Here is a 26,860-nt window from a genome sequence, read left to right as displayed (position 1 = left end):
AATGACAAAATAATTTCTTACAAAATAGAAAAATGACGACCCAAAACAAAAAATAAGACCACAATTCCGGGCAATTACTGCAACATAAAATCAGCAAAAGCGAAATTTAGTGGTATTTTATTCCAGCAAGGGCAGCCAGGTATAAATCCGAATATACCGCTTATAAAAATATAAAAACAAAATATGGAAGAACTATGAATTTCACACTTAAATCCTCCCAGAAATCAATATGAAACCCTAACTAACTCCACCTATCGCTTACCGGCAAAAAACACGGTGCACCCACGACAAAATTGAAATAGAAAAAACCTAGAACACAACGGCCAATACTTCTTCTATAACTAATCGGGTAGAGGGTTTTCCAATGAAAATTAAAAATATTAGTTTTTTAAAGCTTTCACCTCACTGAATTCACGCCGGCCAGATATCCCTGAGCCCACAGAAAATGCCACCTTTCGATAGCTTACAAATAGTATCCCCAATGAATCAAAACCGATATTTTGGGGCCTCAGAACAACTCTTTGACCCCATCAGCTTTAAGATTTAATCATGGAGTTTCTAAAGCCCAAGATTAATATCAGATTTGCGATAAACCACAGGTCTTTAATAATAAAAATACCGCTGGAGCTAAGTTGCCAGGTAGCTACCCAACTGCCCGGGTAGGAGTAGAGGAAGGTCTGGGTTGTTATAAATACTGCGGCACAAAGCAATAGTCCCGGCCAAAACAGCTGCCGGATATAAATACCCAAGGCGAGGATAGCCAGCGCAATCAAGTCATATATACCGATAAGATTTGAGGCCACCTGCACGCTAAATACACTGTATAACCACGACATCAGTGGCGAAGTGCTTACCAGGCCTTCAATCCCCTCAGCCTCAAGCGCTGTGAATTTCATCCCACCAATCCAGAGTAATACCAAGCCGACAGGGAAATAATTGAGCCATATCAACTTTAGTGGACTCAACGAATCCCGATACAACCAGGTAATACCCAAGGTTAACAGGGCAAAGTACTTAATTATCCCCTGTCCTGAGCCAATTGCAGGAAAGCCGCCCAGGGAGTCGATCCAATGGCCGCTGCCAAGAAGACTCAGTAGGGGCACTAGCGATATTAAAATCAGAAGGATTGCCAGGGGCTTAACAACCCGCTCAAAGCGAAGGGCGAGTGCCCCCAAAATAGCGGCGACTGAAAAAATAATAGCGGTCAGTAAACGTATAGAGGAAAGCACCTCCTCATTAGTGACACCGTAGAATTCAAATACGCGCTTGATACCACCCCATTGGCCGGAAAAAAGCGCCACCGCAATAAGCGCAAAGGCGATGGCCACCAGGGCGAAGGGAAGTTTTCGAAGAAGGAATGACATTTGTTGACGACCTCTTAACAAATTAGAGCTTAGTCACCAGCCTGACCAGAGCCCCTCTCTCCATACAGGTGAAAGGCGGCTCTGGGGTATTGGTTAAATCTATGTCGTCTTGGCCCGGGGAATTATTACACCCCCATAGAGAATCACATTTACTGTTACTCCAGTATCAATGTGCCCCGATACATTTGCATCTGGCAGTTGAACGGGTATTCACCCGGCTCGGCTTTTGGTATTTCCACCAAGGTGTCCTGGTTCAGGGCAAGCTGAGCGCTGACTTCCAAGTCTGGAAACAATACCCACTCGGAGCAGGGACTTGGGTCCTCCCGGTGAAAATGCAAAGTCGCTGTGCGACCGGCGGGCAGGCGGATAAGATCCGGTTCGTAAACTCCATCCTTAACCAGAATCTGTAAATTATCCTTGCTCGGCGTCGCCTTACTGGCACTTCTTTTTGGCCCCAACCAAAACCACCAGATAACAGCCAGAATCATCAGCACACCGACGATATTTACGAGAACTTCAGCCATTTAGCGAGCCTCCGATGGTTTAAAGAAGCGCAGGCGGTTGGCATTACTGACCACCGTCAGGGAGGAAAGCGCCATAGCACCACCGGCAACAATGGGGCTCAGTAACATACCCGTAATCGGGTAGAGGACACCGGCGGCGATGGGAATACCCAGAGTGTTATAAATAAAAGCTCCAAACAAGTTTTGCTTGATGTTGTGCAAAGTGGCCCGGGACAACTCCACGGCATTGGCGACCCCGTGCAGGGAGGAACGCATCAGGGTGACATCGGCGCTCTCAATAGCAACATCGGTACCGGCACCTATCGCAAAGCCCACATCGGCCCGCGCCAGGGCCGGGGCATCGTTAATCCCGTCACCCACCATACCCACTCGCTCGCCTTTTTTTTGCAATTCAGCGACGATCCCCTCTTTATCTTCCGGCAATAGTTCTGCGTGAACTCGATCGATGCCCAGTTGCCGGGCAACCGCTTCAGCACTGCCGTGATTGTCCCCGGTAAGCATTTCAATGCGTAAACCCAGTTTGCTCAGTCGCTCGATTGCAGCTTGCGCATCAGCGCGAATCGGATCGGCTACGGCAATAATCCCCCGCAACTTGCCGTCCACGGCGGCGTACATCACCGTGCGCCCCGCCGCAGCCAACGTGGCTGCCCGCTCATTCCAGACATCCAGGGAAATGGCTTCCTTTTGCATTAACTTGGTATTCCCCAACAGCACGTGACTGCCACCGATATCACCACTCACACCGTGAGCTGTGATGGCTTCAAAGTTGGCTGGAGACTGCAATTCAAGGTTTTTATCGTGAGCTGCCGTCACTATGGCTTCAGCCAAGGGGTGCTCTGAGCCCTGCTCCAGGCTCGCCATTAAACGCAGCAGTTCATCACTGTCGCCATCACTATCGATATCTGTCAGACGCGGAGAACCCTCGGTGAGAGTCCCGGTTTTATCCACAACCAGGACATCCAGAGTGCAGGATTGTTGCAGGGCCTTGCCGTTGCGCACCAATACACCGTACTCGGCACCTTTGCCGACCCCCACCATAACCGACATGGGAGTAGCCAAACCCAAGGCACAAGGACAGGCGATAATCAGCACCGAAGTCAGTACTACTAACATATGGGCAACCCGAGGATCGGGGCCCAAGTTGAACCAAACCAGTGCGGCCACCAGGGAAATAATCATCACCACTGGCACAAAGATGCCGGAAATCTTGTCCGCCAAGCGCGCGATAGGTACCCGGGAGCTCTGGGCATTCTTTACCATCTCGATAATCTGCGCGAGGCGGGTGTCGGAACCCACTTTATCTGCGCGAAACAACAGGCTGCCATTTTTATTCAGGGTGCCGGCGGCGAGGCTGTCACCCTCCGCCTTTTTCACCGGCACTGGTTCCCCGGTGAGCATGGATTCATCTACCAGGCTGCGCCCTTCAAGCACAGTACCATCCACCGGAATTTTCTCGCCGGGGCGGACGCGCAGCTGGTCTCCCTGCTGCACCTGCTCGATAGGCAGATCCACCTCTCGGCCGTCTCTCAATACCCGCGCGGATGTATCCTGGAGCTCCAACAGCTTCTCCACTGCGGCACTGGTGCGCCCGCGAGCCCGAATTTCCAGTGCCTGGCCGAGGCTGATCAGGCCAATAATCATGGCACTGGCCTCAAAATACACATGTCGTGCCGCTTCCGGTAAGAGATGGGGGACCAATACTACAAGCATGGAGAAGAGCCAGGCCGTTCCCGTGCCCAGGGCCACCAGCGTATCCATAGTGGCATTGTGGTGGCGCAGTGCCTTCCAGGCACCGCTGAAGAAGTTACCGCCACAGAAGACCAGCACTGCCAGGGTAATCAGCCCCATAGCACCCCAGGCCAGCTGCTCCGCAGGGGTATTCACCGATACCTTGTCAGTGATCAGCCCCCAAGCCATCATTGGCACGCCCACGCCCAGAGCAAATGCCGAGCGCCACAACTGCTGGCGGTAGTGCCGCTGTGTCTGCTCCCGCTGTTCCGCGCGCTGCTCTCGTTCACTACTTCGCAGGAGTTCAGCGCCGTAGCCCGCGCCTCGGACGGCTTCGATACAGGATTCAGCCTCCGCCGGGCCGTATACCGACAGGATTTTATCGGACAGGTTTACCCGGGCATCAGTCACCCCGGCTACAGCCTTAACCGCAGTCTCAATTTTGTTGATACAACCGGCACAATTGACTCCACTCAAACGGAACACCGTTGGCGCAGATTGTTGCTCCTTCGTCATCTTGCTCTCCCGCAACACCAATTACAGCGACAAAGTTACAACCTTACCGCTAGGGGAAGGCAACAGTTGGCAGCGCACCGTCTGCCGAAATTTCGCAGTCAATTCATCCTTCAGCTTAGTGGTTGGCACCAGGGGCAGGAAAAGGCTGAGGATTCGCCAATGATCGCGCATGCGATGCGACGGAATGTTATTATCGCGCCATGACACATCCCCTGCTCCCCGAAAGACCCCTGAGTATCTCTCCTTCTCTAGCTGCCACTGTCGGCCTGGAGGAAGCTGTGCTGCTCACTGCACTTGGCGACCTGGCTCCATTCCTTCCCCTGGAGCCCTACGGAGGCCGGGATTGGTATACCGCCGAGGGGGAGCAGCTATATCTGCTGCTGCCCTTCTGGCAGGCAGCGGATATCCAACGGGTAGCCACCAGCTTGCGCAACCAGGGTGCCCTTCTGCTGGGGGCGGCACCATTCGGCAGTAGCGAGATTCTGAAGTTCGCCCTGCCCGGTGAATACAAGCGCCCGATGGCAACACCCCCTACCCCATCCAACCGCAATGCCAACACCATTGCCCCCAGTTGGCAGCCGGATAGTGAAACCATGGCGCGTATCGCCCAGCTGGGTATTCCCGAGCACTTTGTAAGGGAGCAACTGCCGGAGTTTGTCACTTACTGGCGCGAGCGCGCCGAGCCCCGCCACTCCTTTGGCTCCCTGTTCCTGCGCCAGGTTAAAAGCAAGTGGGAGGCTTTTCGCGCAACGGCTCAGCGCAAGCAGCCACTGCCCAACGGCTGGCAACCCAGCGATGAGACCCTGCGCAAGCTGGCGGACGAGGGAGTCCCCAGCACTTTTGTCAGCCGCGGCCTACAGCGCTTTCTCGATTACCACCGCTCCAGTGGCAAGCAGTCCATTTCCTGGGATTTGGAATTCAATGACTGGATCATGGAAGACTGGGAGAAGCAGGACACGCCATTTATCGAAAAACGCAAGCCCACTGCTATGTCCCGCGACTGGCAGCCCAGCGAGCACACCTGGGAGCAGTTGCAGCGCCTGGCCATCAATCCGCGCTTTGCCGCCGAATTGCTACCGGAATTTATTTATAAATGGACCGAGCGCGGTGGCCACAGTGCCCGCTGGGGTGAACTGTTTATCGAGTATGCGCGGGAAGAGTGGGCCTATTACTGCCAGGGTATTGAGAAAAACCCGGTGGCCAAACCTATCTCCCGCAACTGGCAGCCCAGTGGTGACTGCCTGAGTCATTTGATGAACCAATGCGAGATAGATCGCGACTTTGCTCTATCCCTGGTTCCGGAATTTATTATTTACTGGCGCGGTCAAAATGCCGCACGTAAAAGCTGGGACGCCGTATTTGTGCGTCACGCGCGCCACCAGTGGGCGGAGCGCAACAAACTGGCAATAGGAAACTCTTATGGCAATCCACAAGACTCCCACAACAACACCAACCAGCGCACCCGCGACCGGTCAATCGGCGACATACTCACAGACACAAACTGGTAGTGAACAGGGCCAGGAACTGCTGAACGAAAAGAAGCGCGCAATCAATGAAGTATTTGCGCTGTTTAAACTGAATTATCACAACCAGTTCAGCGCAGCGTTTCCAGACACTGAAACCCTTCACCACGCTAAGCGCCTCTGGCTGGAGGCCCTGCTTGCTTTCGCTCCCCAGGATATTATGCAGGGTGCCAAGCGAGCGATCCTGCAAAGCGAGTACCTGCCAACCGTACATAAAATGCTGCAGCTGTGCGCCGCTGGGGAGAATGGTTTACCGGAAGCTCGCGCCGCCTATCGCGAGGCCTGCAATGCCCCCAGCCCCAAAACCAATTACAACTGGAGCCACTTAGCGATCTACCACGCGGGGCGGGAATCCAACTGGTTTTTTCTTGCCAATAACCCCGAGTCTATCGCCTACCCGGTCTTTGCCGAGCACTATCGAAAAATATGTGAACGAGTCCTGGGGGGAGAAAAGCTAACCGCTCCAGAGCAATTAAAGCTGGAGGAAAACCCCGGCTCACCACTTTCCAAGGAAGAAAATTCGAAAAGACTCTCGGAGATGCGGGCAAAGCTTGGCATTTAGAAATTAACAGCCAACTGCTTACTCTGACTTTGAATACAGGGCCTGATACCTAAAGGCCCTCACGCCAATGACTTGTTAAGTAAAAGCCCTGATCTAGCTTTACTGTGCTTTAAATAAAAATAAACAAAGCACAGGACAGATCATGAATAATTTTAAGACCACCTTAAAAATAAGCTTTTTTTCCAGCCTTATATTCACTTTCGCTACAAATACCAGCGCTGACTTTGCCAACAGGAAATATATTGGGGCTACCCTCGGTGAAACCTCTTATCCTCAATTTTGCTCATCTGCAAACCCCCGGATAAAATCACAGATTCCTCAAGGATCCACAGACGGACGCTTTCATTGCAATAGTAGCGGCAGTACGATTAAGTTTTATGGCGGCTTGCGCTGGAACAGATACCTCGCCCTTGAAATCAGCTATCTAAAACCTTCAGCTGCGCAAAGCAGCTTTTATACCAATAATGAAAATGGAGAGTATGCAAAGGCTGCATACCAGGTTGAAACACATTTATTGACCGCCTTTTTATTGGGTTTTTATCCTGTTAACTCCAATATAAATATGTTTGCCAGAGTCGGGGCTGGAGCTTGGAGAGGGAAATTATCAGAGCAACAATCCGCTCAATTTTATCTCCCCCAGCAATTATCCAATGGACAATTCACGGCACAACTTCAGACGTTCGATAAAGACAAGTCCCAAAACCACAAAGGCCCTCACTGGGGAGTTGGGGTCGGTATGAATTATGTCTATAGGAATCACTGGATTTGGAGACTGGAGTGGGAGAAACTGGAGCCCACTGGAGTAGACTTCAATGCAGAAACACTATCACTGGGTTTAGGGCGGCTTTTTTGAACTTTGTTAATTGACACCTATAACTTTATACTAATTAGATAGAGTTCCCGCAAACTATTACTGGGAACTCTACCTTTAGGCGACAAATCCAGTTAATAGAGTAGGTCCTACCTTCGACCAATCTAAAAGACGTTATTATTTTGGTGGTTGCCTTAATAAAATTTCACTCTAAAATCAGCTTCAGCGGTCCCCCATATAAGCTAAACAAGGTCAAGCCATGAACCGCTTTAGCCCCCTATTCATTATTTTTCTACTTTCCTTACCAGCCCTTGCTTGCGCCGATTTCTACTCACACAAATATGCTGGTATTTCTTTCGGTAACCAGCATGCCAATAACTTGTGTAGCGAAGCAGAAAAGCGAGTTCAACAAATTAGCGCCAGCTTAGATCAAGTGGATCTCAGTCGGTGTGATGATAAAAATAACGCCTGGAAACTATTTGCAGGAATTCGATGGACACCTTACCTGGCAATTGAAGCCAGCTATCAAAATTTCAATAAGTACCAGCTGAATACCCATATCTCATATGGGGATGGTGAATATTTAAACTATTTCTCTGATTTTGATAGCCAGCTTTTCAATATATTTTCCCTGGCGTATCTTCCCCTGGGAGAGTCATTTAGCTTATTTGGGAAACTTGGCACCGGCATCTGGTACGCGGAAACCAATGAGATTCATAAGGGTGAAGTTTTTATCCTATACCAGCTTGAAGATGGAAGTTTAATAGAACAATTAACTCCAGTCAGAGGTGAATTAACCGATAGCAGCAATGGATTCCACTGGGCTTATGGTGCTGGTATTAACTATAGCTATAGGGGTAAGTGGAGCCTACGGATAGAGTGGGAACAGTTTTCAAAAATTGGGGGCGATACGTTTCTGGATGAAATAGATAGTGAAGCTATCACTATGGGGTGGAGTATGCATTTTTAATGATAAACCCCTGTTAAATACTGATAGAACTCCTCTCTATAAGCAGCCATTAACTAATACATTCTAAAATGAACAACAAAAAGAATAAAATACTGAATAAAAAAGATCTGGAGGAATACCAAGAAGACTATCGAGCGAAAATAGATTATGAAAACACGCTAAAAGAAACCAAAAAAACTCATTCAATTATATACATTACAATAGTTTCTATACTATTAATTTACTCAATCTTCGTTTCGAGAAGCTCTAGGCAGCCAGACAATTTTCAATGGACCATTCTTATAGTGTTTGTGCTGTTAATATTCGGAACAAAAAAACAACTAGAGCAAGAAAAACTTGAAAACCCACCTATTTGCACCGACTGTAAGAAAAATATGGAGCCCTATGAGTTTCGATCTAGAAGTAAATCACTAGATGTTAATGGTATCGCCTACCTATGTAGGGACTGTAAGTCGAAAATAATTGATACTGAGCCATCACATTCTGGATAATTCACATAGCCAAACGGCCTATCTTTCCGATCCAATCAGATATCTATAAAATCAATAGCCAAGCTTCACAAGATTAGACAAAACTGTATCAATAAGTATTATGTCAAGATTTCTCAAGGCATCAGCCTTACTATTTTTTCTCTTTATTCTTTGGATTATCTATCTAGCCAATACCGGATCGAATAGTATATTTTTTGACCTTGTCCGTGCTATGCCCTATGGCGATAAACTAGGCCATATCGCCTTGTTTGGTACTTTTGGCCTTATCCTGATACCTGCCACCCGCGCCACTTATTTTAAGCTCGGCTTTATTAGAATTTACTATGGTGCTATCGCAGTGCTTGGCTTTGCCCTGATTGAAGAGATAAGCCAGGCATTTGTTCGCTCAAGGACTTTTGACTTACTTGATCTGGCCGCCGATATCGTTGGAGTGATACTTGCAAGCTCTCTGGTTTACCTGGTTCAGAGAGCCCGCAATATTAACAATTTAAGCCAGCCGGAAAACCCCGATACCGCTAGTGAGACAACAGACGATTGATATCCCTCCAATCAACCAATTTAAAATTCTGGGCTGCGCTGGGCATTCGGTTGCGCCCATCCTGAACAACTAACAAACCTTGAGGATATTCCGCACCCAAAGCTGAACTGGTAACGGCCAAACCATCGGTCTCCGAACTGCCATCCACACCTAACTGGGGGTTCATACCAACCCGAAAATGGGTAATAAATTCATTCCCACTACGGCTGAATAGTGCATAGCTATCATTACCTTGACTGGATATCACTAGATAGCCCTTGTCGCCATCCTGATAAAGTGCCAATCCCTCTATATCTGCCACCAGCTTTTCACCATCCACTTCTGCCACCAACTCTGGAGAGGCCTCTGATAAGGACTTTAGGTCCAGCCGCCAAATCCCCCGGTCCTCCTCAGCAAAAAACAGGGTTCCGAACTGGTCATCCACAACACAGCCTTCAACCTGTCCATAGTCATCAAACTGGATACCCTGCTCAATCTCAAACTCATTGGAGGACTCAGAGACATTGATTTTGAGCTGATGCAAGCTGGCCTCCTTGTCAGAAACCCAGGCATAAAGCCCACTATCGTCCTGTTGCAGGCACAAGCCATAGGGATCATGAAGCCCTATACCCCGGTATCCAAGATACCCCACCTCGCCCGTTATACTGATAGAAAATAGATCCAAACCGGGATTAGTACGATTAGAGGCAACGGCAATCGCATCGATATCGGGGTGGGAAATTTTACGGATATCAACATTATTAACCCTGCCTACCGGAAAGTGCTGTTTTAAGCCGCCTGATAGATGATAGATATTGAGCCCCTTTTTTTTATCTGTAGCAAAAATCAGGCTGTTTGCCGGCGAATGAGGGTTCACCCAAATGGCGGGATCATCGGCAGCATCCCCATAAGAGTGAACGGGGTCAGTTTGTCCCCTGGCGGCAATAGTGGGAATAATCTCAAGCGGATTATCTGTAACTCTGGTCAGTTTGGTATTTATCGGGAAATAGGTTATTTCACTCTGCTTATCATTTAACACGGCCAACCTATCACCAAAAACTGCTATAGAGGCAGGACTTTCTGCAGGCAATGTCCAAGAGTGGTCGGGCATACCACTTCCTGACAAGTCGAAAGCCTGTACTCCCTGTTCCACAGCAATCCAGATTTGGTCCTGCTGATAACCCAATCGCAAGCTGCCGAAATCATCACCGAGCCGTTTCGCCGAGATTAAAAGCTCACGCTCCTCATCTCGCTCTGCATCGGCATTCAATGCCAATATCCCTACAGGCGGCTGTGATACCAGTAATCGCCCCCGACGGTTATCCACGCTACAACTATTAACCTCCTCCCCCAAATATATTGGGCGGATCTCGGTAAAGTCCCAGTGCCCACCGCTGGGAGAAAGCAGGTACTCAAACCCCAGTCCGTCCTCTCCAATGGCAAACAGGTGATCTCTTCCTGCTTGTAGTGAAAAACAGAGTGCGCTCACAGGCTTAGCATTCTCAAGCTTTCCTAAAAGTTGAAGCCGCAAATCATCGTTTAGATCAGTAAATAATTGATATAGATGTAATTGCGCTTCCTGCTCTTCGTAAGCCGCCACCAGGTAGCTACCATCTTCCTTTGGCTGAATTGCAAGTGCCTCTACTCTGGCATCATTTTGAACTTGTATTTTTGCGGACTCATCTACAAGCACCAGCCCCTTATATTTACTAGATAGCAACAAGTATTGCTGCTCAGGGAAACCGACCAACTGAATCTGTTCAGCTATCACACCCTTTAAAGAGATGATATTTTGCGAAGATAATCTTTGACTATCCTTTTCAAGATCACATCCGAGTAATATAAGGCAGGACAAAACACCCACTATTGAAAAACGCATAATAAAACCTGCTTACGATTTACCGGTAACTGACAGAAAATATTATTTTTATAAAAAACTAAGCCCCACAATATTGCAGGGGCTTTATCAGGATAAGAATTTACACTAATCCAAAAATTCCAGTGAAAATTCTAGAAAGTGCTATAGCTCAGCCCAATCGCATAAGTCGGACCGTATTCTTCGTACTGACCATTAAACCCAGACGTGTGAACATAGTAAGGCTCATCCGTGAGGTTAACCCCAGTAAAAGTAAGTTGAAGGCCATTATCAAAGCGGTAGCGGGCCGACAAATCCAATTGCAAATGGTCTTCTTCGTAGCGGTCATTGACCTCATTTTCAAGGTCTACTTCCAGCAGGCGTTCACTGCGGAAAGCTGCTGACAGGCGCATACTAAAGGCATCGCGTTCATAGCCTACAATAAAGTTGCCGACAAAATCCGCCTGGGAAGGCATAGATATTTTGTCACTGCGATCACTGCTATTGAGACCCAGATCAGCTTCTGAATCGGTTAATGTTGCATTAGCCCTGAGTAAGAACCCATTTTCAAAACCTTGGGTCCAGGCCAGTTCGGCACCGCTGATACGGGCGTTGTCTCCGTTAATCGGTTGCCATACTTCAGCATCATCAACCGCTAAATTCCCTACAAAACGGGTAAAATCGGTATTACTGGAAACCTCAGACATAACAATAAAGTTATCGATACTCTTATGGAAAAGTCCCACAGAGAACATACCCAGGTCGTCCGCATAGTATTCGGCAGATAGGTCGATATTGCGGGATTCATAGGGGTCTAATTCTGGATTTCCAGCTTCAACCTCCAGTTCCCCATCATCGTATTCAATTTTGGCCGGAGAGGGGTTCAAATAGCCAAATGATGGACGCGATAAGGACTCCGAATAAGCTGCACGGAGAACAACATTATCGTTGTAATCAAACTTGTAATTAATACTGGGGAAGAAATTGTCGTAGTCCCGCTCGTAGTTAACCTCAGTGGCATAAACCCCTTCTGAAATTAAATCGGCACCCGGCAGGGGCTCTTCCGACTCTGCCACATTCACACCTTCAGCAGTAAATTCGGTGCGCTCATAGCGAACCCCAAAAACCAGCTGGGAGCGGTCTAACTCAATAGAATTCATCACATACAAGGCCGTGATGTCTTCATTCATTGCGTAGTCACGGGCGGATGCCAAAGCGGTCTCTGTCTCATCTATAGTAAAATCAGACAGATTAGCATTGATAAAACTATTAAGGCTTCCAACATTAACCCCGGGTCCAAATGCATCCAGGCCGTAGTCGATACTATTGCGAGAAAAATCCGCCAGAGTGTAATCCCCATCAAACTCTTCATATACAGTCGCATTCAAGTCGCCAGTCTTTTCTCGCTGACGCTCATGTAATCCGAATTTAACTACTGAAGGATTGCCAGCCCAATCAATTTCTCTACTGATATCAATACGGAAGCTGATTTCTTCATCTTCAGTAAAGTTATCTTCAATGACCAACTCATCGAGTTGATAACTGGCCGGGTCCAATACTGCTTCAACATCCTCACTTCCCACCGCCATACGGGGAGTATCACCAGCTTCAACATACCCCAAACGCAGGGAGTCCAAGACAAAATCGGTATCTCGTCGATTGGGTTCAGATTCCTCTGCATGGGAATATCCCAAGGCATAGGACAATCCCCATTGCTCAAAACTATGCTCTCCGCCAAATACCGCAGAAATAATTTCCTGTTCTTCCAGGCGGTCCTTCAGGGACTTCTCTAGCGCTGCCTCTTCCCACTCTGCCGAGTTGGCCGAAATAGTCTCCGGCTCATCGCGTTCATCATCGAGCTTCCAGGAATTGCGCTGGCGGATTTCCTGATCAGAAAAATCGGAGTACAAGCTGTGGAGATAGATGCTTGAGTCACTGCCCAGGTCCAGGTCGAAGTTGGCAGCAAGACCTGTGCGCTCCCGGGTAATACTGTAATCGCGATGTTCTATTTCGGTCGCGCCCTTAGCTACAGAGCCATCTTCAGCGGTCAGTTCTTCCCAGCTACCGTCAGTCTCAATATTATCTGAGCCAAACTCCCGCTTTTGGTGACTTAGGGCCAATGCCACCCCGAGACGGCGCTCTCCATCAAGTTCAAAAATATTGGTCATGGTGGCAGCCACTTTGGGGCTGTACTCTTCCTGAAGCTCGCTGTAGCTATTCTCTACGCTGAACTTGTAGCGATTGCTGTCATAATCCAGGGCATTCAGACTTTTAATCTCAATGGCACCGCCAATAGAGTCTGCGCTCATATCCGGCGTAAGAGTTTTAAATACCTCCAAACTCGCCAGTAAGTCCGATGGAATAACATCCAGGGCTACCGCCCGGGTGTTTGTTTCCGGTGCTGGCAGGCTCACGCCGTTAATTGTCGCCGCATTCAAATTTGGGTCTATACCCCGCACCCCAACGAAACGCCCCTCCCCCTGATCTCTCGCAATAAATACACCGGGCATCCGCTGTAACGCTTCTGTGACATTGGCATCGGGGAGTTCACCAATCGCATCAGATGTTTGCACCGCTACGACTTTATTGGCATCGCGCTGCCGATCCAAATCGCTGCGCGCATTACTTGCCTGGGCGGTAACCGTCACCGTTTCCATTACCTGCTCATTTTCTGCCACAGCATTTGCACTAATGATGGCAGTCGCCAGAGCCGCCAATGGCATTCCCAGTAACCGCAAGCCTGAAGTTCTGTATTTCATTGCGTCCCACTCCCACATTACCGGTGGTTAATTGAATTGGACGCAGACTAGAAGGCCGCTATGAACTTTACGTGACATTTTTTTTAAGCTTGTCATCACATAGTCAATTAGTACTGCGACGATAGATGTAAGCCCTGCTATTTACACAGATATCCATCGCCTTAAAAAGAACCATCAAGGCAATTAACAGTAAAAAGCGTCATATACTGAAGCCAAATATGGAGCAGTCATGAACGAAAGTCCCAAAAACCCAGCACGCAGATCTCTATTTAAAGTCCTGGGTGGTGTAACCGCCTCTGGTGCTGTAAGCAGCTTACTACCCGGCTGTAGTGGGAGTGAAAATCCCACACGCAACTCCCTCACCTTTAAAGAAATCCCCCATAGACTGGATTACCAACACCATCTACCAGAGGGTTATAAATCCACGGTTCTATTGAGGTGGGGAGATCCCTTAAATAGAGAGGGAACACCTTTTCAGCCTGAAGAACTTAGCGCCAGCGGCCAGGAACAGCGATTCGGTTACAACAACGATTTTATTGCTTTTATGCCCTTGGCAGTGGGGACCAGTTCTACCCAGGGGTACCTGCATATACAAAGCAAAAATAGTGATCGCGGGCTTTTATGTGTCAACCACGAATACACCCAACCCCATCTAATGTTCCCCGGTTATAACGACGAATACAGTGCCACCAGAGGAGTGAGTGCCGAGCATGTGGCCATTGAACAGGCCGCCTGCGGACACTCCATCGTGGAAATTCGAAGAAGTAAACAGGGCTGGAAAGTAGTAGCTGACAGTCCCTATAACCGGCGGATAACTTCTACGACGCCAATGGAAATCACTGGCCCCGCCGCAGGCGACGAACGTTTAAAGACCCGCCAAGATCCCAGCGGAACCCAGGTCCTCGGCACCATAGGTAACTGTGCAGGAGGAAAAACTCCATGGGGAACCGTATTAATTGCCGAAGAGGGGTTTGGCGGCGCTTTTCAGGGAGACCCAAAAAAGCTCGAAGATTCCCGGGAGATCGAAAACCATCAACTTTTTGGTATAAAACCAGAAAATCGCAACTGGGGTGACCACGACCGTCGATTTGATATTCAGGTAGAACCCAAAGAGCCCAACCGATTCGGCTGGATGGTGGAGTTTGACCCCTATAACCCCCAATCAAAACCGCGCAAGCTGACCAGTTTGGGGCGTTTTGAGCACGAAGGCTTTACCCTGGTCTGTAAACCGGGACAACCGATCGTTGCTTACGGCGGCGATGATGATGAACATCAATTTGTCTATCGCTATGTATCCCAAGATAACTATCAGCCCGAAGATCCCGATACAAACCGAAAGCTACTCGTTAATGGCACGCTCTATGCCGCGCGCTTTGCCGACGATGGCGGTGGCGAATGGCTGCCGCTGATATATGGCCAGGGCCCACTGACCGCAGAGAATGGTTTTCGCAATCAAGCAGATGTAATGATTGATGCGCGCCGCGCAGCCGCGCTACTGGGAGCCACGCCAATGGATCGGCCGGAGGACGTGGAGACTAACCCCCACAATGATTGCACCTATGTAATGCTGACCAAAAACAAGAAGCGCAGCGATACCGATGCCGCCAACCCCCGCGCCCGCAATACTGCCGGCCATGTATTGGAAATAGCGCCCCCCGGGAAGAAGGGAAACCGCGACCACACAAGCGCACAATTTCAGTGGCAGCAATTTCTACTTGGCGGAAATCCCAATGCTGAAAACCCCGCTGAAAGGGGCGCCTATGGACAGCAGTCCCCTTACGATATCTCTGAGCACGGCTGGTTTGCCAATCCCGATAACGTCGCTTTCGACCCCAGGGGGAATATGTGGATTGCTACTGATGGCTGTGAGCGCTTTGGGTTCCACGATGGACTTTGGGCAATGGCTACTGAAGGGCCTTTGCGAGCGGCACCCAAGCATTTTTTTGGCTGCCCCCAAGGGGCTGAAGTATGCGGGCCGGAATTTACTCCCGATGGAAAAACCCTGTTTATTGCCGTGCAACATCCGGCCGATTCGCGCAACTCCACTTATGACCAACCCCTGCACCGTTGGCCAGATAATAATCCCCAGTTACCGCCTCGGCCATCAGTACTGGCCATTTACCGTGAGGACGACCAAATAGTCGGTAGCTAGGCAATTGATATGACAAACCAGGGACCCTGCTAAAATTTTAATCTAAAGCAGTTTTTGGCCTCTCACCCCGCCTATAGGCAGGCTGTCAGAGGCCTATAAGCCGAGGTCCCTATGATATCGAGGTGTGCAACCCTTATACGCCGCCTTACCGCTGTGCTGGCAATCGCCAGTTTTATCCTTGCGGCCACACCGGGAACTGCCCAGGTACCAGAAAATCCTGTAAATCTCCGGGGCAGCGGCGCCAGTTTCCCCTACCCAATCTATGTCGAGTGGTTTCGGCAGTTCACCCATCGGGAAAACAATATATTTATTTTCTACGAGATGAGCAGTAGCGGTGACGGCATCAGGGACTTCCTCGGTCATACAGTTGATTTTGCCGCCTCAGATGCCGCTATTGAGATCGATGAGTTACGCAACCTGAAAGGCGGTGGCGTGGTACTACCGGTTACTGCTGGGGAAGTCGTACTGGTGTTTAACCTTCCCGGGATCGACAAGCTAAAACTGTCCAGGGAAGCTTATGTGGGGATTTTCCTGGGAGAAATAACCCACTGGGATGACCCCAAGATCGCAGCCGCAAACCCCGATATCAAGTTGCCCAGAGATGAGATTACCGTTGTCACCCGCTCTGAAAGTTCGGGGACCTCGTATATCTTTTCTGGACATATGAGTAGCGTGAGCCAGGATTTCCGCGAAAAAATTGGTTTGGACAGAACACCCAGTTGGCCAAAGTTGCCCAGATTTAAAAGAGCACCGGGCAATCAAGGCGTAGCCGCTAAGGTTCGCAAGAAAGTCGGGGCCATTGGCTATGTCGAACACGGGTTTGCCCAACTGGTAAACCTGCCTGTGGCTTTACTGGAAAACCACGCGGGAAATTATATTGCCGCAGGCCCCAAGAGCGGAGCAGAGGCTCTTTCAGAGATTGAATTTCCAAAAGCATCATTACCAATTAGTGGAGCTCCCAACCTAATCGCCTGGATCTGGGACCCCAAAGGAGAAACCGCCTATCCCATTACCAGCTTTTCCTGGCTGTTACTCTACGCAGACCAGGATGACCAAAAAGCACAAGCACTGCGGCAAATGCTCGTCTTTATGTTGAGCAACGCATCCCAAAGCCAGGCCGGAAGCTTGGGCCTGGTGCCCCTTCCGGAGAATATACGTCAAAAAGTACTCAATGCAGTTACCTACGTACGCTAATTTACGTAGCTTCAGCGCACTCCACAATACGATTACGTCCAGCGCGTTTGGCCTGATACAACGCAGAGTCTGCTCGTCGCATTAGCTCCAGGATATCTTCTCGCCCCTGCAGACGGGCGATGCCAATACTTGCGGTAAACTGAGCTTGCCCAACTGCACTTTTAATCACGATTTTAGCGATATCCCGGTGTATACGATTGGCAACCTTCATAGCTCCTTCGACATTGGAGCTGAGTACTAGCGCGAATTCCTCCCCACCAATACGCCCGAAGATATCCACATCCCGTACGTGTTGGGAAATTACTCGGGCAGTCGCACAGAGTGCCTGATCGCCGATTAAGTGGCCATGAATATCATTAACAGATTTAAAATTGTCGATATCCAGCATTAATACACACAATGGCATTTGGTTATTAATTGCCACAACCACTAGATTACTGGCCTCTTCAAAAAAGCAGCGGCGATTAAAAATACCTGTTAGCGGGTCTGTGCGCGCCTCCTCTTCAGCCTTGGCTTTAGCGTACTCCAATTCCTGTGTGCGAAGTTTTACCTGTTGCTCCAGCTCGGTTCTCGAAGCTTCCAGGTGTAGTAGATACCTTTTTTCTGCAGTCTCTTTTTGTTGCCGTAAACGTTTTACCAGTAATCCAATAGCTATCATTATTGCCAACATCTCAACAAAAGAGGCAACCGGGGGCCAATAATAATTAATTGGATTGTGCACCACATAACCGAGATCCCTCATCGCCTGTACCAAAAGCCCCAACACCAAAACGCCCCAGGCTAAAGCAAAAACGGCCGCAGAAGTATCCCCTTGTCGCCAACGTACCAATGCGACAACAACAACGCCAGGATAGAAAAACAGAGCGAGCATCATGGAAATGTGCCCCAGAGCCTCCCACTGCAGTACAACGCAAATAACCAGGAATAACCCGTTGAATAGAATTAATTTTAAAAAGTAATCCAGTCTTGGGGTGTACTTTGCCGTTTCAAGAAAGTATCGGGCAAAAAGAATTCCGGTTAGGATCGCCACAGCACTACTAATCGATTGGTAGCGCCAATCAAATTGCTCTTGAAGCAAATATTGGTGGGTATATCCCAGTAAAGATCCCCACACCCAAATTTTCGTTACGGAATATAACGAGTATAGATACAGGATATTCTTACGCGCAGTAATAGCGCCAATCAGCGCAAGAATGGCCATCAAAAAATAACCACCAAAAAGAAATGACGTTAAAATGGCCTCAGCCTTACTCCTCTCTTCAAGTTGTTCAGGTCGCCAAATGCGCATACTGGGAAAGGCAACACCTAAAACTCCAACATCAAATTTAACCATCATTTCCTTTGATGCGAAGGGGGGGATTTCCAATGGGAAAGCAAAGCGATGATGCTTGATTTTTCGACTGGAAAAAGGCTGATTCGCAGACAGGCTTGCCAGCTCCGTATAAGGTTGACTGCCGCCCTGAACCCTAGAAAAGGCCGCCAGCCCATCGAGCTGGTTATCCACATATTCAATTGAGACATAAACTGTTTCACTACTGGAGTTTTTTAATATGAAGTGAGACCAGAAGGCTCCAGATTTAAGTCCGGTAGATCCGGCAGTTCCCAGGGGAAGAAAAAGCTTATTTTTGTAAGCTTTTTCAGCTTCAACAATGTTTCCAAATCCCGCTGGATCATGCCAAATTGCATTTAAGCCACTCGGTTTACTTCCTCCCTCCAACGAGGTGACATCCACAACCGTATGGGGGTAACTGGGCATAGAAAGAAGTATGACAAACATCAGCACTGCACAACAAACCAAACGGTAGTGCCATTTAGGGCCACCCTTTTGAGTCCACAGTTCAAATTCACCAATTGTTTTTTTCATTATTACTATGTAGATGCGCAACAATTTCCGTCTTCACAAAGACCAATTCAGTCATAATGGATACTGGCTTCCAAAGTGAATTGATGATGTTTGTTGTATTTCAGAGACATAGCTTCCATACAAGAAAGTCATCAATTCATACTTACATAAAATAGCTATGTATGAATTCTACAAGTCTGCACCTGTACAAAAAACACCCTAGCAAGGACTTTAAATTATCAGGTACAACTTTTTTCTACTCCCCCTATTTGGCAGTTTCACCCTTCATTTATCAAGCGCTTAAGTAATGTGTTTTATGCCTTTTAGCTTGAAATAAGGGTACACAGGCTGTTACGCCGTCTTACACCTTGGGGCTAAGCCTTAAAGTCTGGTATTAATTAGGAGAGACAAAGAATACAAAATCTTAAATACGCCAAAGAGAAAATTCCTGTTGACGATTACATTTGACTACCCACATCAAATTTAAATATTGTCCCTAGAACGCTAAATTTAGAAATTGTTGCTGATCCGGGGATCTCATCGTTGTTTACCATTCAGTACATACGGAAAATATGCCACTCTTAGATATTAAGGGGCCTCTAAAGAACAGCTGAATACAATTGGGCTTATCTCACAACACAAGCATTGAACCCTCCCTTAGACCAAACAATGAACCAATAGTCACTCCTGAAGCAGGTTTCTGATACAAGGAGCCCGGTGAAGTTCAGTGCAACTGGAGGGCTATCAAAAGCTAGCCTTACCAAACTAGACGCCACGATGTCGTCTACAATATCTAGGACCATCTCTTGATCTTCTTCCTGAGTAGAGCAGTTATTCCTCCTCAGGTATTTAGCGGCGGGTTGCTTATCAGTCAGCATGCTCCCAGGGTCTAAAAGTTGTTGCTCTACTACTTATGTCAAAGCCTGTTAAACCGTATTGGAGATACTTATGTTTAATAATGTTGGCTGGATTGTGGAGGCGAAAATAAAAAACGGACAGCAGCAGGCCTTTAAGTCAATTGTTGATGAAATGGTAGAGATTATCTCACAGCAAGAAATGGGGACACTGAATTATCAGTACTATATTTCTGATAGTGGAGAAATTATTGTCTACGAGCATTTCAAAGATGTAAGTGCCGCGCATAAACATGTGGATACCTGGGAGAATTATTCAGAGCGCTGGCTCAAGACGGCAGAACCCACTCGCGTCATCTATTTAGGCGATCTTCCCAAAGATCTTCAGGCACGCCATGCAGGCCTAACCCCCCAGCAGTATCACACCTATGCAGGATTCGAGCGCAGCCATTAATAAACTGAATATAAAAATTGTACTAAGGAGCCTCTGAATAACTCCGTAATGCCTCTGCGGGTCTTGAAGGCTGCAGGTGTTAGGCGCAACTCGCCGTGAATGGCCGTAAGCCCTTTGCAAGAGCGGCAACGCAGCAGCTGTGGCCTTCAAGGCCCGCCCTTCGGGGCTTGCAGAGCGATTCACACTCCGCGTTGCGACTTCTTGAAAGGTCTAGACATTCCTGCGAAGCCGCGCCTTGATTGAGAACCGCTCTGCATGCCAGAGGTATCACGGAGTTATTCAGAGGCTCCCTAATTCTTATGATGATAGTATTGTAATTAGGGGACCGAATTTTAATTCTTTGCTTTCCAAACGGTTAGTTTTAGCAATAAATTATAAATACTATCCCTATAAATCTAAGCCATGTCATAAAGCGCTTTTATCACTAGTACCAAGCCACACAAGAACATTACCAATAGAGTGTATTTCCTAAACTTTTTAAAGCTGACCTGATTCAATCTCCTTTTCGCGAGGGTTACACCAATAATCCCCCCAAGCCCAGCCGCCACACCATAGAATGCCAACTCTAGGGATACCGCCGAGAATGTAATATAAGTTCCCAGCTTTACAAGCTGCATTAACAGCCCATTAAAGGCCTTAGTGGCTATCAGGGATTCTTTCTCGAGGCCATAATTCAGCAAGAAAGGGTTCTTAAGCGGACCCATTGCCCCAATAAGACCGGAAGCAAAAGCGGTCACCAATCCCAAAGGTAAAAAATAGGGAAGTGACATGGGAAAAGATCTTTCCCTATGGCCAAAGCGATACTGAAGTATCGTGGACATTAAAAAAAGCCCAACCACTATTTGTATCCACTCTGGGGACATCTGTGTATAGGAATATGCACCTAGCAATGCCCCGACTAAGCTTCCCGGGGTAAGCCAGCGTACTACCCGCCAATCAATATAGGACCAAAAAATCAGGGCCCGGTAGGGCGAAGCCAGGCACTTGGCAATGGTTACCGTTGGTGCAACCAGGTGTGGGCCAACGATAAAGCTAATCACTGGAACAAGGAGCAGTGCCCCGCCCCCGGCCGCAAGCGTGCTGATATACCAAATCAAGACGCCAAAAATCAGCAGCAATAGCTCTATCATTTTACCGCTTCAGAAGTCACAAAAATCACAGTGAATAAAGTAGAAATTCAGGCTTGGGCGCAATTCCAACACTAACCGGCAATCCAATACTCTCTTCACTAGAAGAAACGCAGCCTTAGCTCAACCAGTACAAAACCAAATGCCAGTAGCTAAATTGAAAAGAACTGCTGAATCCCGACAAGTACATTGGTTGTTGCTACGGAGGCCAGGATCAGCCCCATAACGCGACTTACGATACTGGCCCCGGCATCACCAATAAATCGATATATCCAGTTGGCAGTTAGCAGCAGCAATATCACTATCGCCAACACCGCTATCATGGCAGATGCTGTACTCAGCTGATGAACCACATCAAATCGATGGTTATCTGTGAGTACCACAGCTGCGAGCATGGCTCCGGGTGAGGCAATGGAGGGCACCGCAAGAGGGAAAATCGCTGTCTCATGCCCCTCACGGATGATTTCTATCTCCTGCTCTGGCTTGCTCTCACCAAATATCATGGTTAAGGCAAACAGGAACAGGACGACGCCTCCAGCTACCTGAAACGCAGAAAGGGGCACGCCAATCGCCTCGAGGAAGAATTGCCCTGCGACCAAAAAGAACAACAAGATCCCGGTGGCAACGAGTACTGCCAGCCAAGCTATCCTGCGCTTTTGCCACTCTGCATGTCGTGAAGTGACTGCGATAAACACTGGCAGAGTACCCACCGGGTCAATCACAGCAAAGAAAAAGACAAAGCTACTGATCCAATCGTTCAATTGGGACTCCGACGTGCCATGCTACTATCCGCTTAATTAGAGCCCCAGGCAGTATGGGCAGGACCGGAGCGAGGTGTGCTTAGGGGGTCCAACGCCGTTATCTACGGTAACTGCTGGCGCAAGCGTAACTTGTAACTTAGAAAAAAAGTCTAGTGCATGACGAATCACTCACCGACCGCCCGACGCATCGCTAAAACCATCCTCAATGGTTTTGACGCCTATTTCGCAGACTATCAGAACATCACTTTGGGCGCCAAGGCCCGTTTTGAAACCGCCTCCTGGCAAGCGGCACATGAGGCCAATAAAGCCCGGATCGATCTTTACAAAACCAAGGTCACCCAAGTGGTGGACCTGGTCCATTCGGTAACCAGCAAGGACACCAGCCAGCTGGAGCTGTGGCGTGATGCCCGCGCCACTTATGCACAGCTGATTGCCAATCACAGCAATTATGAGATCGCCGAGACCTTTTTTAACTCGGTATTTTGCAGCCAGTTTCATCACACCAACATTCACGACAGCAATATCTTCGTCAAGCCGTCCCGAGCACCGGAAGACAAACCGCTACGGGATTACAGCATCTATATCAGTTACAGCGGCCGCCACGGCCTCGAGTGTATGGTCGAAGATATTCTCAAGGATTTCAGCTTCTCCACGCCCTGGGAAAATATGGAGCGCGACATTGCCCATATCTGCGAATCCCTGCGCAGTGCACCTCTGGCCAATGTGGACAACGAGAAACACTTGCGGGTGGACATGCTGGAGTCGGTTTTCTACCGTAACAAAGCGGCCTATCTGGTGGGGCGCATAATCCTGAACGGCGAAGTTATCCCCATGATCCTGCCCTGCCTAAACAACGGGCGCGGCGGTATTTTTGTGGACACCCTTATCTACAATAACGACTCCGCCAGTATTATTTTCAGTTTTACCCGTTCCTACTTTATGGTGGATGCGCCAATCCCCTCTCGCTTTGTGCGCTTCCTGTCCACTATTATGCCGCTCAAGGAGAAGTCTGAGCTTTACAACTCTATCGGCTTCCACAAACACGGTAAGACCGAGTTCTACCGCCATATCCTCGCCCATATGAAGGTCAGTAACGACAAGTTTGTTATTGCACCGGGCATTAAAGGGATGGTGATGAGTGTATTCACATTGCCCTCCTACCCTGTAGTATTTAAAGTCATTAAAGATGAGTTCGACCAGCCGAAAACTGTCACCGAGAAGATCGTAAAGGAAAAGTACAAGTTCGTATCCCGCTCTGACCGTGTCGGCCGTATGGCTGACACCCAGGAGTACTCTTACTTTATTTTCTATCGCAATCGCTTCAGTGAAGAATTGATCAAAGAACTGCAGGAAGTGGCGCCATCAAAACTGATCATTGATGAGAAGCGGGTCATCATCAAACACCTGTATGTAGAGCGGCGTATGGAACCGCTTAACCTCTACCTGCAACACGCCAATGAAGAGCAAACCAAGGAGGCCATGGAAGAGTATGGCAATGCCATCAAACAGCTGGCAGCCGCAAATATCTTCCCCGGTGACATGTTGCTGAAAAACTTTGGGGTTACCCGTCACGGGCGGGTAGTATTCTACGATTACGATGAACTCTGCCCATTGACGGAATGTAACTTCCGCAAGATTCCCGAAGCTCATACCTCTGAGCAGGAGCTGGCCGACAAGCCCTGGTATACCGTCGCAGAAGCCGACGTCTTCCCAGAAGAATTCCGCCTGTTCTTCTCTGGCAATCCCACCGCGCGCGCTGCATTCGAAAAGCTGCACGGCGATTTATACAACTATCGCTTCTGGAAACTCTTACAAGATCGTATTCGCGCCGGACATGTGGAGAGTGCTTTCCCCTATCGACGCAAGTGGCGTTTCCCGCGCCGCTCCCATAACCGTGCACAACAAAAGTAGACGACCAATCTATGACTATATTGGTAGGAGGACTTTTTCAAGGGAGCGGATAATCCGTGCATATTTTTCGCTGGGCTCTAGTTGCCGCAACTTATACCCTGCTGACGACCAGCGGTTGCGGCTATTTCCCCAGCGAGATGTCCATCCCCGGCAAGCTCCCTCCAGCAAAACGCCCACCACCTTACGCACGAATCACAGGAAAACCCCATGTGGTCAGCTGTGCAACCCCCGCCCGGGGGTTTCCAACCCTGTCCTTTGATGAGGTCTTTACTTTTACTGAAAACCCACGCCAACCCTTCGTAGAGTCATATGGCCTTCCCCAACAGTTCGATGTAATCGGCTATGTATGGGGCAGTGAGAGGTGTACACCAGCGGCCTTCTGTAACTATGGAGACTATTACCAGCTGCTGGGACGCGGACCCAGAGGCGACTTTGCAACTTGGATTTCCACCCCGCAATATCCCCGTATTACAATTCAATCCCCCTGCGGCCAGCGACTGAAGGTGGGCCAGGGGTATCGCTTTTCATTTAGTGATGGACAACTGGTGGGATTTAGCCCCAACTAAAGAAAAGAGTTGCCACTAGTGTGAGTAGACCGTATTTGAAACATAACGTGGATATACTCACTTAAGCCTGTAAAGCTTCTATGCTCCATACACTCTTGAGCCCCACACTGCTTTACTTCTGTCCTTTTTAGTACCTCTGGGAATGCTTCTTCAAGTAGCGATAAATAGCGTCCTGGGCCCGACAGCCCCTATTCCCCTCATTAGCCAATCTGGTATTGGTTTGACCGGCATCAATTAAGCGGGCCTTCTGATTATCATGCCACTGTAATTCCATGATCTTCTTAATGGTTCGGAGGTGTCGAGAATTGGTTACCGGATAAGTGACTTCGATCCGTTGATCCAGACAGCGGTTTTTCAGGTTCGCAGAGGACATCCACATCAGTTCATCACCACCATTATGAAACACATAAATCCTTGCGTGCTCCAGAAACTTATCCACCAAACTGATCACCTTAATGTTGTCGGATAATCCAGGGGTGTCGCATACCAAAGAGCACTCACCGCGAACGAGTAATCGAATCTCTACTCCCGCAGCGCTCGCCCGATAAAGGTGGGCAATCAGTTTACTGTCTATCAGGCTGTTGCACTTAAAGAATATGCCAGCTTTACGCCCAGCAAGGGCCGCCTCTATTTCCCGGTCTATGGCCTGCTCAAAGGAACTTCTCAATGAGAAAGGAGAAACGATTATATGCTTGAAAACCTGTTTTGTATTGGGGAATCGCATAAATTCAAACAAGTTATAGATGTCGCGCCCAACTCCCTGATCATTAGTTAATACACTGAAATCACAGTAGACACGGGCAGTACTCTCGTTAAAATTCCCTGTTCCCAACTGGGTATAAAAACAATTCTTTCCCTGCTCACGGCGAACTACAGAAATTAACTTCGCATGAACCTCCATTTCAGGAACGCCGTAAACAACCAATACTCCTGCTTCTATTAATTTACGGGACCAATAAATATTGGCTTTTTCATCAAAACTCGCCCGCAATTCAACAACCGCAATTACTTTTTTATTATTTCTAGCCGCATTAATTAACGCCGCGATTACCCTTGAGTTTTTCGCCATTCGATACAAGGTAATACGTATCTCTTTTACCAGCGGGTCAATAGAGGCCGAAGCAAGGAAATTTGTTATTGCCCAAAAATCATGGTACGGATAACAGAACAATCCATCATCGTCTTGCAATTGGTCAAAAATATTTTCACTGGTGGATAAAGCCAAGAGCGGTGCCGGCCTCCTATACCGACAACTTTTGGAGTCTGGAGCAAAGCCCATAAGATCTTTGGAGTTGTGATAACGCCCACCAGGGGTATAACTATCCCTGGACCCCATCTTCAGCTTTTTCTTAATCAGCTCCAACAGTGTATTAGGCATTTCCATGTCGTAAGCAAGACGTACCGGCTCTGCACGCTTACGCTGTTTGAGCGACCGTTCAACACGTTCGAGAATATCCCGGTTGACGTACTCCCCCAGTTCAATATCTGCATCCCGACTTATCTTGAACATATATGCCTTGGCAGAAAGAATAGGCAGGACATTGCGGAAGACTTCTTCCAGGCACACTCGAATAATATTATCCAGAACGATGTAAACTTTCTCTTTCCTGCCTTGGCGCGATGGGATTTCCAGGAAGCGGGGAAGAATAGCAGTGGGAATCTCCATAACTGCATATCTGTTTGGCTCCCCTTTTAAATTCAGAGTGATAGCGAAATAGATATTGTTGTCACTCAGCAATGGCATTGCTGATCTGCCATCGATAAAAAAAGGCTCTAACTCCGGTAAAACCAGGCTATGGAAATAATTTTTTACAAATCCCAACTGATGGCTATTTAAGCTATCTTCTCGAACAAGATAAATACTATGTTTTTTCAATCCCGATAACACTTTGACATAAGCTTCGGCATAGCGCTTTTCAAGTGTCAAAATACGATCGTTAATAGTTTTCAATAGCTGGGAAAAGTGCTCCCTCTGCCCCACACCAGAATCAATACTCGCCAACCTCCGTACACCAGCCACCTTAATGCGGAAAAACTCATCCATATTCTGGGAGAAAATTCCGAGAAAGTGTACCCGTTCGATAGCTGGGACTGTTTCATCCTCGGCTTCCTGTAGTACTCGCTCATTAAAAGATAGCCAGCTTAATTCGCTGGGAAATAGAGGAATATCATTCAGCATAGATAGAGCACTTCACCAACGCTTCTACTATTGGTCACCAAAATACAGATACCAGCCTCCCCAAATCCGCCCTACTGGTACAGAGCTTAAAATCTGGCTAACTATAAAATAATAGAACAAGGTGACAGCGTATTTTTGGATTAACTCCTTGTGATATCGGCTATAAAACCAACAGTAGAGTTTCTATCTTCGTAGCGGG

At 48.2% G+C, this 26,860-nt stretch carries 19 protein-coding genes; 10 read left to right on the top strand and 9 right to left on the bottom strand.

Annotation, left to right across the window (positions count from 1 at the left end; all coding sequences use genetic code 11):
• Positions 1-536: 536 nt before the first annotated feature.
• The 3 genes from ACJJIN_RS20685 to ACJJIN_RS20675 all read right to left on the bottom strand — a co-directional run bounded on the left by ACJJIN_RS20685 (position 537) and on the right by ACJJIN_RS20675 (position 4,132).
• Positions 537-1,364 carry a DUF417 family protein gene (locus ACJJIN_RS20685; RefSeq protein WP_444896020.1) on the bottom strand — a complete coding sequence of 276 codons (828 nt, stop codon included), beginning with the start codon at positions 1,362-1,364 and terminating at the stop codon, positions 537-539.
• A gap of 155 nt (positions 1,365-1,519) precedes the next feature.
• Positions 1,520-1,888 carry a cupredoxin domain-containing protein gene (locus ACJJIN_RS20680; RefSeq protein WP_444896019.1) on the bottom strand — a complete coding sequence of 123 codons (369 nt, stop codon included), beginning with the start codon at positions 1,886-1,888 and terminating at the stop codon, positions 1,520-1,522.
• On the bottom strand, positions 1,889-4,132 hold the full coding sequence (locus ACJJIN_RS20675) for a heavy metal translocating P-type ATPase (RefSeq protein WP_444896018.1): 2,244 nt from the start codon (positions 4,130-4,132) through the stop codon (positions 1,889-1,891).
• 200 nt (positions 4,133-4,332) lie between these two features.
• Between ACJJIN_RS20675 and ACJJIN_RS20670 the strand changes: the two genes are divergently transcribed.
• The 5 genes from ACJJIN_RS20670 (at position 4,333) to ACJJIN_RS20650 (ending at position 9,027) form a co-directional block, all read left to right on the top strand.
• A complete protein-coding gene (locus tag ACJJIN_RS20670) occupies positions 4,333-5,640 on the top strand; it encodes a DnaT-like ssDNA-binding domain-containing protein (protein ID WP_444896017.1) in 1,308 nt (435 codons plus the stop codon).
• The gene (locus ACJJIN_RS20665; protein WP_108734620.1) at positions 5,552-6,217 is read left to right on the top strand and encodes a replication protein P; all 666 of its coding nucleotides are present in this window, start codon (positions 5,552-5,554) and stop codon (positions 6,215-6,217) included. The genes ACJJIN_RS20670 and ACJJIN_RS20665 overlap by 89 nt, the downstream gene beginning before the upstream one ends.
• A gap of 142 nt (positions 6,218-6,359) precedes the next feature.
• Entirely contained in the window at positions 6,360-7,070 is a 711-nt protein-coding gene (locus ACJJIN_RS20660; RefSeq protein WP_444896016.1) for an outer membrane beta-barrel protein, read from the top strand.
• A gap of 217 nt (positions 7,071-7,287) precedes the next feature.
• Positions 7,288-7,998: an outer membrane beta-barrel protein gene (locus ACJJIN_RS20655; RefSeq protein WP_444896015.1), complete on the top strand. Its 711-nt coding sequence runs from the start codon at positions 7,288-7,290 to the stop codon at positions 7,996-7,998.
• A 591-nt stretch (positions 7,999-8,589) separates the two neighbouring features.
• Complete coding sequence (locus tag ACJJIN_RS20650) at positions 8,590-9,027, top strand: VanZ family protein (RefSeq protein WP_444896014.1); 438 nt, start codon at positions 8,590-8,592, stop codon at positions 9,025-9,027.
• Here the strand turns inward: ACJJIN_RS20650 and ACJJIN_RS20645 are convergent.
• Positions 9,005-10,885, bottom strand: a complete 1,881-nt coding sequence (locus ACJJIN_RS20645; RefSeq protein ID WP_444896013.1) for a phytase — start codon at positions 10,883-10,885, stop codon at positions 9,005-9,007. The genes ACJJIN_RS20650 and ACJJIN_RS20645 overlap by 23 nt on opposite strands.
• Positions 10,886-11,016: 131 nt before the next feature.
• Entirely contained in the window at positions 11,017-13,620 is a 2,604-nt protein-coding gene (locus tag ACJJIN_RS20640) for a TonB-dependent receptor (protein WP_444896012.1), read from the bottom strand.
• A 229-nt stretch (positions 13,621-13,849) separates the two neighbouring features.
• On the opposite strand from ACJJIN_RS20640, the gene ACJJIN_RS20635 reads away from it, so the two are divergent.
• Complete coding sequence (locus ACJJIN_RS20635; RefSeq protein WP_444896011.1) at positions 13,850-15,772, top strand: PhoX family protein; 1,923 nt, start codon at positions 13,850-13,852, stop codon at positions 15,770-15,772.
• 111 nt (positions 15,773-15,883) lie between these two features.
• A complete protein-coding gene (gene pstS, locus ACJJIN_RS20630) occupies positions 15,884-16,966 on the top strand; it encodes a phosphate ABC transporter substrate-binding protein PstS (protein WP_444896010.1) in 1,083 nt (360 codons plus the stop codon).
• Between the two features lies 1 nt (position 16,967).
• Here the strand turns inward: pstS and ACJJIN_RS20625 are convergent, their stop codons facing one another.
• A complete protein-coding gene (locus ACJJIN_RS20625) occupies positions 16,968-18,830 on the bottom strand; it encodes a sensor domain-containing diguanylate cyclase (RefSeq protein WP_444896009.1) in 1,863 nt (620 codons plus the stop codon).
• A gap of 927 nt (positions 18,831-19,757) precedes the next feature.
• Here ACJJIN_RS20625 and ACJJIN_RS20620 point away from each other — a divergent pair.
• Positions 19,758-20,117: a putative quinol monooxygenase gene (locus tag ACJJIN_RS20620; RefSeq protein WP_444896008.1), complete on the top strand. Its 360-nt coding sequence runs from the start codon at positions 19,758-19,760 to the stop codon at positions 20,115-20,117.
• A 395-nt stretch (positions 20,118-20,512) separates the two neighbouring features.
• Here ACJJIN_RS20620 and ACJJIN_RS20615 read toward each other — a convergent pair whose 3' ends face one another.
• Both ACJJIN_RS20615 and ACJJIN_RS20610 read right to left on the bottom strand, forming a co-directional pair.
• Positions 20,513-21,247 carry a sulfite exporter TauE/SafE family protein gene (locus ACJJIN_RS20615; RefSeq protein ID WP_444892098.1) on the bottom strand — a complete coding sequence of 245 codons (735 nt, stop codon included), beginning with the start codon at positions 21,245-21,247 and terminating at the stop codon, positions 20,513-20,515.
• Positions 21,248-21,396: 149 nt separating this feature from the next.
• Positions 21,397-22,005, bottom strand: coding sequence for a MarC family protein (locus ACJJIN_RS20610; protein ID WP_282931144.1), 609 nt, complete (start codon positions 22,003-22,005; stop codon positions 21,397-21,399).
• A 156-nt stretch (positions 22,006-22,161) separates the two neighbouring features.
• On the opposite strand from ACJJIN_RS20610, the gene aceK reads away from it, so the two are divergent.
• Entirely contained in the window at positions 22,162-23,916 is a 1,755-nt protein-coding gene (gene aceK / locus ACJJIN_RS20605; RefSeq protein ID WP_282931143.1) for a bifunctional isocitrate dehydrogenase kinase/phosphatase, read from the top strand.
• 56 nt (positions 23,917-23,972) lie between these two features.
• Complete coding sequence (locus ACJJIN_RS20600; RefSeq protein ID WP_282931142.1) at positions 23,973-24,482, top strand: hypothetical protein; 510 nt, start codon at positions 23,973-23,975, stop codon at positions 24,480-24,482.
• A gap of 127 nt (positions 24,483-24,609) precedes the next feature.
• Here the strand turns inward: ACJJIN_RS20600 and ppk1 are convergent, their stop codons facing one another.
• Positions 24,610-26,661, bottom strand: coding sequence for a polyphosphate kinase 1 (gene ppk1 / locus ACJJIN_RS20595; RefSeq protein WP_444896007.1), 2,052 nt, complete (start codon positions 26,659-26,661; stop codon positions 24,610-24,612).
• Positions 26,662-26,860 lie beyond the last annotated feature (199 nt).

This window comes from Microbulbifer maximicatervae (SeqCode), from assembly GCF_052467505.1.
This window is presented reverse-complemented; position numbering and strand designations above follow the sequence as displayed.

Bases quoted from the DNA above. Each gene is read 5' to 3' on its own strand.
- ACJJIN_RS20680 (WP_444896019.1), bottom strand. From the start codon at position 1,888: ATGGCTGAAGTTCTCGTAAATATCGTCGGTGTGCTGATGATTCTGGCT.
- ACJJIN_RS20620 (WP_444896008.1), top strand. From the start codon at position 19,758: ATGTTTAATAATGTTGGCTGGATTGTGGAGGCGAAAATAAAAAACGGA.
- ACJJIN_RS20640 (WP_444896012.1), bottom strand. From the start codon at position 13,620: ATGAAATACAGAACTTCAGGCTTGCGGTTACTGGGAATGCCATTGGCG.
- ACJJIN_RS20625 (WP_444896009.1), bottom strand. From the start codon at position 18,830: ATGAAAAAAACAATTGGTGAATTTGAACTGTGGACTCAAAAGGGTGGC.
- ACJJIN_RS20655 (WP_444896015.1), top strand. From the start codon at position 7,288: ATGAACCGCTTTAGCCCCCTATTCATTATTTTTCTACTTTCCTTACCA.
- ACJJIN_RS20675 (WP_444896018.1), bottom strand. From the start codon at position 4,132: ATGACGAAGGAGCAACAATCTGCGCCAACGGTGTTCCGTTTGAGTGGA.
- ACJJIN_RS20685 (WP_444896020.1), bottom strand. From the start codon at position 1,364: ATGTCATTCCTTCTTCGAAAACTTCCCTTCGCCCTGGTGGCCATCGCC.
- ACJJIN_RS20665 (WP_108734620.1), top strand. From the start codon at position 5,552: ATGGCAATCCACAAGACTCCCACAACAACACCAACCAGCGCACCCGCG.
- ACJJIN_RS20650 (WP_444896014.1), top strand. From the start codon at position 8,590: ATGTCAAGATTTCTCAAGGCATCAGCCTTACTATTTTTTCTCTTTATT.
- ACJJIN_RS20660 (WP_444896016.1), top strand. From the start codon at position 6,360: ATGAATAATTTTAAGACCACCTTAAAAATAAGCTTTTTTTCCAGCCTT.
- ACJJIN_RS20645 (WP_444896013.1), bottom strand. From the start codon at position 10,885: ATGCGTTTTTCAATAGTGGGTGTTTTGTCCTGCCTTATATTACTCGGA.
- ACJJIN_RS20670 (WP_444896017.1), top strand. From the start codon at position 4,333: ATGACACATCCCCTGCTCCCCGAAAGACCCCTGAGTATCTCTCCTTCT.
- aceK (WP_282931143.1), top strand. From the start codon at position 22,162: ATGACGAATCACTCACCGACCGCCCGACGCATCGCTAAAACCATCCTC.
- ACJJIN_RS20635 (WP_444896011.1), top strand. From the start codon at position 13,850: ATGAACGAAAGTCCCAAAAACCCAGCACGCAGATCTCTATTTAAAGTC.
- pstS (WP_444896010.1), top strand. From the start codon at position 15,884: ATGATATCGAGGTGTGCAACCCTTATACGCCGCCTTACCGCTGTGCTG.
- ppk1 (WP_444896007.1), bottom strand. From the start codon at position 26,661: ATGCTGAATGATATTCCTCTATTTCCCAGCGAATTAAGCTGGCTATCT.
- ACJJIN_RS20615 (WP_444892098.1), bottom strand. From the start codon at position 21,247: ATGATAGAGCTATTGCTGCTGATTTTTGGCGTCTTGATTTGGTATATC.